The organism is Cypionkella sp. TWP1-2-1b2, assembly GCF_049896245.1.
In the GTDB taxonomy this organism is placed as follows: domain Bacteria; phylum Pseudomonadota; class Alphaproteobacteria; order Rhodobacterales; family Rhodobacteraceae; genus Cypionkella.
Genome location: NZ_JAFCTX010000067.1, coordinates 1 through 10597, shown reverse-complemented (window position 1 = coordinate 10597; position 10597 = coordinate 1). Strand labels below are relative to the sequence as shown.

The window sequence follows — 10597 nt, the reverse complement described above, 5'->3', positions numbered from 1 at the left end:
AGGGCGGCGATCCTGAACCGATTTACGGCACTTGGAACGCCGCAAACTCAACGTGTGGGATGACTCTGTCCAGCGGAAGGGAAAACTCGACCTCAGGCTGATTTGTGCAACAGAGCCACCAAAAAGCGATACTGGCGTTGCAGCAGTGCTCGCTAAGGGAAACCCCAAACCCGAGCAGAGCATTGATATGCGCAAATGGGCAGTGCTGAAGGAAGTTGATGCCGAGGTGAGAGCCGCTTCGGCCAGAGTTTCAGAACTGGACCCAGCCCTCGATGCCATTTTGGCCGAAAAATTTCTGATATTGAATCAGAAAGAATATCTGCAAGGTTTGACTGACTTGGTCGTCGCATCCCATGCAGAGAAGCAAGTTCAAGATATAGCTCGCGCCGAACAACTTGGCACAGCGATATTCGAGAGCGGCCAGCGTCAGAAGATTGAGTATGAAAAGAGCCTAGGAGCGGATCGCATTGATCATCAATTCGGCAGCAGGGTTCAAAGCGTTGATATCTACGCGGGTTCATGGGCGGGATTAGCTGGCGGTATACGGATCACGCTTGAGGACGGACGTAATATCCTGCGTCATAAAAGTATGAGACGCGATTTTGGAGTTGGAGACGAAAGCTGGAAATAAGCCTGCGATTGCGCCCGCTCTATCCTCCCGTATGGCTCATATGCCGGGTCATCTGACCCTTCACAACCTGCCTTGTGTAGTCGAAATCATGGCCCTTTGGCTTGCGGGCGATGGCGCGGCGGATGGCTTGGCGCAGGGCTGCGTTGTCGGGGCTGGCGCGCAGGGGGGCGCGGAGGTCGGCCATGTCTTCTTGGCCGAGGCACATGTAGAGTTCTCCGGTGCAGGTGAGGCGGACGCGGTTGCAGCTTTCGCAGAAGTTATGGGTCAGTGGGGTGATGAAGCCTACGCGTTGACCTGTCTCGGCCAAGCGGACGTAGCGGGCGGGGCCGCCGGTGCGGTCGGGGAGGTCTTCGAGGCTGTAGCGGGTGGCGAGGCGGGCGCGCAGGTCTTTCAAAGGCCAGTATTGGTCGATGCGTTGGGCTTCGCCCATGTCGCCCATCGGCATGACTTCGATGAAGGTCAGATCGTGATTTGCAGCGGCGCACCAAGCGGTTAGGGTGAAAAGTTCATCCTCGTTGAAGCCTTTCAGCGCCACGGCGTTGATCTTGACTTGCAGGCCTGCTTCTTTCGCGGCCTCGATGCCATCCAGCACTTGCCCAAGGCGGCCCCAGCGGGTGATCTCGGCGAATTTTTTATCGTCGAGAGTGTCGAGCGAGACGTTGATGCGTTTCACTCCACAGGCGGCGAGGTCTTTGGCGTATTTGCGCAACTGGCTGCCGTTGGTGGTGAGGGTGAGTTCTTGCAGTGCGCCGGATTGCAGGTGGCGCGACATCGAGTCGAAAAACGTCATGATGCCTTTGCGCACCAAGGGTTCGCCGCCGGTGATACGCAGCTTCTCGACGCCGAGGGCGATGAAGTTGGAGCAGAGGCGGTCGAGTTCCTCCAGCGTCAGCAATTCGGCTTTCGGCAGGAAGGTCATGTGTTCGGTCATGCAATAGGCGCAGCGAAAATCGCAGCGGTCGGTGACCGAGACGCGCAGATAAGAGATTGCGCGGGCGAAGGGGTCGATGAGGGGCAATTCGGACATGGTGTTAAAGTAGGCGCGCGGGGGTTGGGCGGCAAGGTGGAATGCGACGGTTGCGGGGCGGGGTGCGGCAGGGTATCGTGAGGGCATGATGCAAAAAGCTTTGATCCTGATGAGTGTGGCGCTGGGGCTTTCGGGCTGCGCCTTGATGAAACAACCGGCGGCGGCAGTGCCGGAGGCTGCGGTGGCACCGATGGCGCGTCCGGTGATTGGCGCAGGGGCCTCGGCGTCTACGCTGGATCAGACCACGGCGGCGGAGCGGGCGGCAGCGGTTGCGGCCAAGCCTGCGGGCGGCGAGCGGGCTTTGGGGTCTGCCGTGGTGGCTTTGGGCAGCCCGGCGGAGCAGGGGTTGTGGGTGAAATCCCCGCTGGTGGTGGCCAAGGGCAAGGGCCGGGTGGTGACGCAAAGCGGCGCTTCGGTGGCGGTGGATTTGTTGCCGGGGACGGGGTCGGCTTCGCTGTCGCTGGCGGCGTTCCGGGAGTTGGGGCTGGGGCCGACCGATTTGCCTGAGGTCACGATCTACGCAGAATGAAGCCGATTTACGCCGCGTAAATCGTGAACGATTTCCGGGTTCGGAAATCGGTTTGGTTGGATCGGTTCAGCCCAGATATTGTGCGGCTTCTTTGCGGGCGAAGCTTTTCATCCGTTCGCCGTGCTGGTCGAGGAACGCGGCGGTGCGGGCGGGGTCATGTTTCGACAGATCGCGCAGCCACCATGCGACGGCTTTCTGGATGAACCAATCCTTGTCGTCGATGTATACCGATGCCCAGCCGAGCACGCGGTCGCGGATGTCGAGTTCGAACGGTTTGGGGAAGTTTTGCTTGGTGAACGGCAGGGTGGCCACCAAGGCGGCGCGGCGGGTCCACATGTTCTCGGAGGTGGTCCAAGTCTCAACCGTGTCGATGCGGGCGGGGTCGGCGGTGATGCGCTTTTGGGCTGCGATACAGATGTGATCGGCGATTGCCCAAGAGTCGAATTGAGGCAGCCATTGGCAGATCAGATCCCAAGCCGCGGTATCATCGGGTTTGATGCGGGCTTGGGTCAGCAGTTTGGCGGCAGCGATTCGGGCCTCGTGGATGTTGGTTTCCCACAGATCGCTTGCCAGTTGGATGCGGTCTTCAAAACTGCACTCGGCGCGCCAGAGGCTGGTGAGTTTTTCGATCTGCGGCACTTTCAGGCCGAGATAGGGGCGGTCGGTTTTGTGATAGGCCAGTGCTTCGATGGCTTTTTGCTGATCGGCGAGGGCGTTGAGTTGGGCGAGAGCTTGCGCGATCATTCGACAGTTACCGATTTTGCGAGGTTGCGGGGTTGGTCGACATCGGTGCCTTTGGCGATGGCGGTGTAGTAGGCCAGAAGTTGCGCCGGGATCGCGTAGAGGATCGGCGCGAAGGCGTTGGAGACGGGCGGCATGGTGATGGTTTTCCAGCAGTCCATGCCAGCCTCGGTGATGCCTTGCGCGTCGGAGATCAGCAGGACTTTGCCGTGGCGGGCCATGACTTCCTGCATGTTCGAGACGGTTTTCTCGAACAGATGATCGCGGGGGGCGAGCACGATCACCGGGACTTGTGGCGAGATCAGCGCGATGGGGCCGTGTTTCAACTCGCCCGATGCATAACCTTCGGCGTGGATATAGCTGATTTCTTTCAGCTTCAGTGCGCCTTCAAGGGCGAGGGGGAACATCGCACCCCGGCCCAGGAACAGCACGTCTTGGGCTTCGGACAACTCCTCTGCGATGGCGGCGATGGTGGTCGATAGGGCAAGGGCGTGATTCATCAGGCCGGGCAGAGCGGCGAGATCATTCAGGTGTTGCGACAGGGTTTGCGGCGTCAGGCGGCCGCGGTCAACGGCGGCTTTCAGGGCCAGCAGCGCGAGGGTTGTGAGCTGGCAGGTGAAGGCTTTGGTGGAGGCGACGCCAACCTCGATCCCCGCCATGATTGGCAGGGCCAGATCGGCTTCGCGGGCGATCGACGAGGTGGGGACGTTGACCACGGCGACGATTTTCGCGACTTTATCGCGGGTGTAGCGGAGGGCTGCGAGGGTGTCGGCGGTCTCACCGGATTGGCTGACGAACAGCGCCCATTGATTGGGTGAGAGCGGTGGTTCTCGGTAGCGGAATTCGGAGGCGATGTCGATCTCAACCGGCAGGCCCGCGATTTGCTCGAACCAGTATTTGGCGACATGGCAGGCGTAGCTGGCGGTGCCGCAGGCGACCATGGTGAGGCGGTCTACCTTGGTGAAATCGACCTCGGGCGGCAGTTGTAGGCTGCCGTTTTGCACGTAGCGCTTCAGGGCATCGGCGATCACCACGGGTTGCTCGGCGATTTCTTTCGCCATGAAGTGCTTGTAGCCAGCTTTTTCGATGCGGGTGGCATCGACTTGGATGCGGGCTTCGGCGCGATTGGCGAGGCGGTCTTGGTCGTCGTAGATTGTGGCCCCGGCGCGGGTGATCACGGCCCAGTCGCCTTCTTCGAGATAGGTGATGCGGTCGGTCATTGGGGCCAAAGCGATGGCATCAGAGCCGACAAACATCTCACCATCACCATGGCCGATGGCGAGGGGTGAGCCTTTGCGGGCGGCGATGATCAGGTCTTCTTCGCCGTCAAACAGGAAGCAAAGCGCAAACGCCCCGTGCAGGCGTTTCAGGGTCTGGCGGGCGGCTTCAATCGGGGATGCACCGCGCGTGATATAAAGATGTGCGAGTTGAGCAACGGTTTCGGTATCGGTTTCGGATTCCGGGGTCAGGCCCGCTTCGGCCAGTTCGGTGCGCAGATCGCGGAAGTTCTCAATGATGCCGTTGTGCACAACCGCGACGGGGCCAGAGCGGTGGGGATGGGCGTTGATGGTGGTGGCGGCCCCATGGGTGGCCCAGCGGGTGTGGCCGATGCCGGCTTTACCTGCGAGGGGGTCGTGGACCAGAAGGTCGGACAGGTTCACCAGCTTGCCGACAGCGCGGCGGCGGTCGAGTTTGCCTTTGTTGACGGTGGCGATGCCTGCGGAATCGTAGCCGCGATATTCAAGGCGTTTGAGGGATTCGACCAGCAGCGGGGCGACTTCATGGTTGCCGAGAACGCCAACGATGCCACACATTTACGACTTTCCTTTCGCGGCCTTGCTCGCCTTGAGGCGGGCCATCAGCTTGGTGGCGAGGCCGGGTTTGTTGACTTGTTTGGCGCGGCCTACGGCAAGCGCCTCATCGGGGACGTTTTCGGTGATCACAGAACCAGAGGCGGTCAGGGCGTCATTGCCGATGGTGACCGGCGCGACCAGCATGGTGTCGGAACCGATGAAGGCGCGTTTGCCGATGCGGGTGCGGTGTTTCATCACGCCGTCGTAGTTGCAGGTGACGGTTCCCGCGCCAATATTGGTGAATTCGCCAATGTCGGCGTCACCGATATAGGTCAGATGGCCGACTTTGACGCCTTCGTCGAGGATGGCGTTTTTGATCTCAACAAAGTTGCCGACATGGACATCTTCGGCGAGTTCTGCGCCGGGTCTGAGCCTTGCAAATGGGCCTACGACCGCGCCGCGCGAGATATGGCAGCCTTCAAGGTGACAGAAGGCTTTGACCTCGGCCCCGGATTCGATGGTGACTGCGGTGCCGAAGATCACGTTCGGGCCGATGATGGCGTCGCGGCCAATGTGGGTGTCGAGCGCGAAGAACACGGTTTCGGGGGCAGTGAGGGTGACGCCGTTTTCCAGCGCTTCAGAGCGGGCGCGGGATTGGAAGGCGGCTTCGGCCTCGGCCAGTTGCTGACGGGTGTTCACACCCAGGGTTTCGGCTTCGTCGCAGATGACGACGCCAGCGGAGAGGCCTTGCGCGCGGGCGATTTCCACGATGTCGGTCAGGTAGTATTCGGCGGCGGCGTTGGTGTTGCCGATGCGGGCGATCAACTGGAACATGGTTTTCGCCGAAGCACAAATGACGCCGGAATTGCAGAGGGTTATGTTGCGCTCGTCATCTGACGCATCTTTGTATTCGACGATTTTTTCCAGGTTTTCACCAGAGGCGACCAAGCGACCGTAGCGGCCGGGATCTTTGGCTTCAAAGCCCAGCACGACAACCGAATGGCGGGCGCGGGCGTGCAGCATGGCTTCCAAAGTTTCGGGGCGGATGAAGGGGGTGTCGCCGTAGAGCACGATGGCTTCGCCGCTGGCGTCGGCCAACAGCGGGGCGGCCATCGAGACGGCATGCGCGGTGCCGAGTTGCGGGTCTTGCAGGACACATTCGACGGCAGGGTCGAAGTCTTCGGCGGATTTGGCAACTTGCGCGGACTCATGGCCGGTGACGACAACGATGCGCGCGGGCTCAAGCGCGCGGGCGGCGGTCAAAGCGTGGTGCAGCAGCGGGGCGGCGGCGATGTGGTGCAGCACTTTGGGGGTGTCGGAGTTCATCCGGCTTCCCACGCCTGCGGCTAAAACAATGAATGAAACTGCCATGTCGCCTCTTTCTTTTCGTTGCCGCCCGTTTTACCCCGGATCGGCGGGGCCGCAAGGGGTGGTTCTTCACGCAAGGTTACATAATGAAAACTGTGGTCTTTGATCTGGATGGCACGTTGGCGGATACCAGTGCGGATTTGCTGGCCGCCGCCAATGCCTGTTTCGTGCAGTTGGGGCATGGAGTGGTGTTGGATCAGCGTGACGTACTGACGGCGTTTCATGGTGGGCGGGCGATGCTGCGGGCGGGGTTTGATCGGTTGGGGGTGGGATTTACCGAGGCGGATATTTCGGTGCAGTATCCGGTGCTGCTGGCAGCTTATGCCGATGCCCTTGATGTCCATACGCGGATGTATCCCGGCGCGGTTGACGCGGTGGAGGCTTTGTTGCGCGCCGGGTATCGGACGGCGATCTGCACCAACAAGCCGGAGGGGCTGGCGGTGGAATTGGTGAAGCGGCTGGGGGTGAGCCATTTGTTTGGGGCGCTGGTGGGGGCGGATACGTTGCCAGTGCGCAAGCCTGATCCTGCGCCTTATGTGGAGGTGGTGCGGCGGGTTGGCGGCGTTGTGGGGCGTTCGATGTTGATTGGCGATACCGAGACCGATCGGCTGACCGGGTTGGCGGCGGGGGTGCCGGTGGCGCTGGTGACGTTTGGGCCAGAGGGGGCGGGGGTGGCGCGGCTGGAGCCAGAGGCGCTGCTGCATCGGTTTGAGGATTTGCCGCAGTTGGTGGGGCGGCTGTTAGAATAGAAACGCGCTGTGTTTGGCGCATGAGTTTCTTCCCAGCGGGGAATGACTTGTGGCAATGCGCTGTCTTTACACAATATCTTGTGGTTGCGCGCGCTTTTCAAGCCAGTTTGACAGGAACGGGCTTGCGGCCTAGGTTGCGGCCATGACCAAAGTGCCGTCCCGCCACGCGATTATTTTTGTGCTGCTGTGTGTTCTGTTGGACATGATCGGCTTTGGCCTGATCATCCCGGTATTGCCTGCGCTGATCGAGCAGGTCGGGCAGGTCAGTCTGTCCGAGGCTTCGCTGATTGGCGGCTGGATCTTTTTCGCGTTCTCGATGGCGCAGTTCGCGTTCAGCCCGCTGATGGGCAATCTGTCGGATCGCTTTGGTCGCCGCCCGCTGTTGCTGCTGGCGATTGCGGGGCTTGGGGTGGACAATCTGTTGCAGGGCTTTGCGCCGACGCTGGTTTGGCTATTTGTCGGGCGCGCGATTGCGGGGCTTTGTGGTTCAAGCTGGGTGATTGCCAATGCGTTTATCACCGATATCACGGCCCCAGCGGAGCGCGCGAAGTATTTTGGCATGATGGGTGGGGCGTTTGGCTTGGGCTTTGTGCTGGGGCCGGCTTTGGGCGGGATCTTGGGCGAGTTTGGCCCAAGGGTGCCGTTCTTTGTGGCGGCAGGGATTTCGGGGTTGAACCTGATTTATGGCTGGTTCGTGCTGCCCGAGACTTTGGCGGTGCAGAACCGTCGGGCTTTTAGTTTGGCGCGCTCGAACCCATTGGGCGCATTCAAGGTATTTCGCAGCTATCAGGGCGTGATCCCGATGTGTGCGGTGATGTTTGCGTTTTTCTTTTTCACCAGCGTCTATCCGGCGATCTGGCCCTATTGGGGGATGGCGAAATTTGGCTGGTCGTCCTCGATGGTCGGGCTGACTTTGGCGGTGTTTGGTGTGGTGATGGCGGGGTTTCAGGGCGGGTTGACCGGGCCGGGGGTGAAGCTGTTAGGTGAGCGCAATCTGGCACTGGTCGGGCTGGTGTCGGCGGTGATTGTGGCCGCAGGCTATGGTTTGGCCGGGTCGTTGACGGTGGTGGTATTGCTGATGATCGTGCATGGGCCGGAGGGGTTTATTCATCCGATGCTGACGGCGATGATGACGCACCGGGTGCCGGATGATGCGCAGGGCGAGTTGCAGGGCGGAATCTCGGCGATCATGAATGTAGCGATGCTGGCAGGGACGGTGTTTTTCAGCCAGATTTTCGGGTATTTTATGGCTCCAGGTGGGTGGCAATCGCCGGACGTGGCGTTTTTCGTGGCAGGTGCGGGGATGGCTTTGACCTTGGTGATGTTCGTGCTGATCGTGCCGGTTGAGGAGAAACGCTTGTGATTGAAGAACGATTTGAGGGCAGTTTCACTCAGCAGGAAGCTATTCCTGAGGCGGGGATTGAGGCGGCTTTGGCGGTGCTGCGGCATGGGCGGTTGCATCGGTACAACACCGCGCCGGGCGAGATCGCCGAGGCGGCTTTGCTGGAGGAGGAATTCGCCGGCCTGATGGGGGCGAAGTATTGCCTTGCGGTGGCCTCGGGTGGCTATGCGTTGGGCTGTGCGTTGCGGGCGGTGGGGGTGCTGGCGGGGGAGCCTGTGTTGACCAATGCGTTCACCTTGGCACCTGTGCCGGGGGCGATTGCGTCTGTCGGTGCGCGCCCGGTGTTTGTTGAGGTGACGGATCAGCTGGTGCTGGATTTCGCGGACCTTGAGGCGAAGGCGCGCGCTACCGGGGCTAAGGTGCTGATGCTGTCGCATATGCGCGGGCATCTGTGCGACATGGAGGCGTTGGGGGGTTTGTGCGCGGGGTTGGGCGTGCTGATCATCGAGGATTGCGCGCATACGATGGGGGCGGCCTGGAAGGGCGTGGCTTCGGGGCGCTCGGGGCTGATTGGTTGCTATTCGATGCAGACCTATAAGCATATCAACGCGGGCGAGGGCGGCTTTCTGATCTCGGACGATGAGGCGGTGATGGCGCGCGCGGTGCTGCTGTCGGGGTCGTATATGCTGTATGGGCGGCACCGGGCGGCACCTTCGGCGGCGGCGTTTGAGGCGGTGCGGATGGAGGTGCCGAACGTCTCGGGCCGGATGGACAATCTGCGGGCGGCGATTTTGCGGCCGCAGTTGGGGTTGCTTGCGGATCGGGTGGAGCGCTGGGGCGAGCGCTACCGCGCGTTGGAGGCGGGGTTGCGCGGGGTGCCGGGGGTACGGCTGGTCGAGCGTCCGGCTGCGGAGACTTATGTGGGCTCGTCGTTTCAGTTCCTGCTGCCGGATTGGTCGGCGGCGCGGGTGGGGGCGTTGTTGGGGCGGGTGCTGGCGCGCGGGGTTGAGTTGAAATGGTTTGGCGCGGCCGATCCGGTGGCGTTTACCTCGCGCTATCAGCATTGGGGCTATGCCGAGGTGCAGAGTTTGCCGCAGACGGATCGGATACTGGCAGGGCTGGTGGATATGCGGGTGCCGCTGACGTTCTCGGTGGAGGATTGCGCGCAGATTGCGCGGATCATCAAGGCAGAGGCGCTGGTGGTGGGGCAGGGGCCGGAGCCTGCGGCGGCGGTGTTGCCGGTTATTCAGTGAGGTTTTCTTGGCCAGCCGCCGGGGTTTCACACCCCGGACCCCGTGGGATATTTGAGCAGAGAGGATGACAATTTTAGATAAGTTTTAGCGGGTTTGTTTGCTCGGAGCGAAATTGCGCCCGACGCTGGGAGCATTTGGAGGAATCCACAGGGCTGTGTTAGTCTGCTGGCATTTAAGACAGCCAACCAATTTTGGAGACAGTCATGGGCTTGCAGGCACAGCTTTATCCGTTTCATTTTGTCGAACGGCTGCGCTCTTTGGTGGTGCCGGGCTACACGGGCTATCCCGCCGGAGAGGTGTCAATCACCCGCTATGTTTCGGCCAATACCTTGTTTGGCGGGGCGAATTTGGCCTCGGTGCTGCGGCAGGCTTTGGCTGCGGCGGGGACGGCGGCGGATCGCAGCACTTTGGCGGGGGCGGGCGTGGGACGGGTGTTCACCGGGCAAGGCATGCCTGAAGATTTCGTCACCGTGTTGAGCATGGTGGACCGCTTGGCGGCACCTTTGGCGAAGAATGCGACACTGGCACCGTTTTTCAAACAGACTGATTACTTGCAGGCGATGCTGGATGCCTCGGTGTTGGGGATGGATTGCATTGGGTTTGTCGGCACCTATCTGGCCACGGCGGGGATTGAGGCGGGCTATGTTGGGCGCAGGCCTTTGGATTATGCCGCCAGGTTCAAGCCGGTGGGCAAGCTTGCACAGGTTGATGTGGGGTCTGTGTTGATGCTGACAAATGGCATGCATATCCAGATCGTCGATTGGGTTTGGGAGCGTTCGGAGCGCAAGTTGGTGATCGACATTTGTCAGGCATCGAGCATGGAGGCCGTGGGTACAACGACAAACAATGACTACAAAGGGCCGCAATGCAATGCGCGGGTGACGCTGATGGCTGGCGGCGGAGATTATCTGCCGATTGAGAAGTTTCGCGCCGCAAAAGACAGCAAATCGGACTGGGCTGCATATGCCAAGGAAGCGGCCAATCCGACGGACAATGGCTATGAGATGTATTTGCGCAAGACGATGACTCAGCACGGGACGGCCACCGGGCTCTGTTGCACAAATCAGCCTGAGGTCGAGTTTTCCCTTCCGCTGGACAGAGTCATCCCACACGTTGAGTTTGCGGCGTTCCAAGTGCCGTAAATCGGTTCAGGATCGCCGCCCT

10 protein-coding genes are annotated in these 10597 nt (G+C 60.9%); 6 read left to right on the top strand and 4 right to left on the bottom strand.

Annotated elements, in window-relative coordinates:
• Positions 1–31: 31 nt before the first annotated feature.
• The gene (locus tag ACP7AP_RS23310) at positions 32–631 is read left to right on the top strand and encodes a hypothetical protein (protein ID WP_426038191.1); all 600 of its coding nucleotides are present in this window, start codon (positions 32–34) and stop codon (positions 629–631) included.
• Positions 632–650: 19 nt separating this feature from the next.
• Here the strand turns inward: ACP7AP_RS23310 and moaA are convergent, their stop codons facing one another.
• Complete coding sequence (gene moaA, locus ACP7AP_RS23305) at positions 651–1658, bottom strand: GTP 3',8-cyclase MoaA (RefSeq protein ID WP_426038195.1); 1008 nt, start codon at positions 1656–1658, stop codon at positions 651–653.
• Between the two features lie 88 nt (positions 1659–1746).
• Here moaA and ACP7AP_RS23300 point away from each other — a divergent pair, with 88 nt between their 5' ends.
• The gene (locus ACP7AP_RS23300; RefSeq protein ID WP_426038190.1) at positions 1747–2187 is read left to right on the top strand and encodes a hypothetical protein; all 441 of its coding nucleotides are present in this window, start codon (positions 1747–1749) and stop codon (positions 2185–2187) included.
• 66 nt (positions 2188–2253) lie between these two features.
• Here the strand turns inward: ACP7AP_RS23300 and ACP7AP_RS23295 are convergent, their stop codons facing one another.
• The 3 genes from ACP7AP_RS23295 to glmU are packed head-to-tail and all read right to left on the bottom strand — an operon-like array spanning position 2254 to position 6092.
• On the bottom strand, positions 2254–2931 hold the full coding sequence (locus tag ACP7AP_RS23295) for a DNA alkylation repair protein (RefSeq protein WP_426038188.1): 678 nt from the start codon (positions 2929–2931) through the stop codon (positions 2254–2256).
• Positions 2928–4742: a glutamine--fructose-6-phosphate transaminase (isomerizing) gene (gene glmS, locus ACP7AP_RS23290; RefSeq protein ID WP_426038186.1), complete on the bottom strand. Its 1815-nt coding sequence runs from the start codon at positions 4740–4742 to the stop codon at positions 2928–2930. The genes ACP7AP_RS23295 and glmS overlap by 4 nt, the downstream gene beginning before the upstream one ends.
• Positions 4743–6092 (bottom strand): bifunctional UDP-N-acetylglucosamine diphosphorylase/glucosamine-1-phosphate N-acetyltransferase GlmU, encoded by a 1350-nt coding sequence (gene glmU, locus ACP7AP_RS23285; protein WP_426038184.1) that lies wholly within the window; start codon positions 6090–6092, stop codon positions 4743–4745. It abuts the gene before it with no gap.
• A gap of 83 nt (positions 6093–6175) precedes the next feature.
• On the opposite strand from glmU, the gene ACP7AP_RS23280 reads away from it, so the two are divergent.
• The 4 genes from ACP7AP_RS23280 to ACP7AP_RS23265 all read left to right on the top strand — a co-directional run bounded on the left by ACP7AP_RS23280 (position 6176) and on the right by ACP7AP_RS23265 (position 10575).
• Positions 6176–6838 (top strand): HAD hydrolase-like protein, encoded by a 663-nt coding sequence (locus ACP7AP_RS23280; protein WP_426038182.1) that lies wholly within the window; start codon positions 6176–6178, stop codon positions 6836–6838.
• A 142-nt stretch (positions 6839–6980) separates the two neighbouring features.
• Positions 6981–8201 (top strand): MFS transporter, encoded by a 1221-nt coding sequence (locus ACP7AP_RS23275; RefSeq protein ID WP_426038180.1) that lies wholly within the window; start codon positions 6981–6983, stop codon positions 8199–8201.
• Positions 8201–9433, top strand: coding sequence for a DegT/DnrJ/EryC1/StrS family aminotransferase (locus ACP7AP_RS23270; protein ID WP_426038193.1), 1233 nt, complete (start codon positions 8201–8203; stop codon positions 9431–9433). The genes ACP7AP_RS23275 and ACP7AP_RS23270 overlap by 1 nt, the downstream gene beginning before the upstream one ends.
• 203 nt (positions 9434–9636) lie before the next feature.
• Positions 9637–10575 carry a hypothetical protein gene (locus ACP7AP_RS23265; RefSeq protein WP_426038178.1) on the top strand — a complete coding sequence of 313 codons (939 nt, stop codon included), beginning with the start codon at positions 9637–9639 and terminating at the stop codon, positions 10573–10575.
• The last annotated feature ends 22 nt before the right edge of the window (positions 10576–10597 follow it).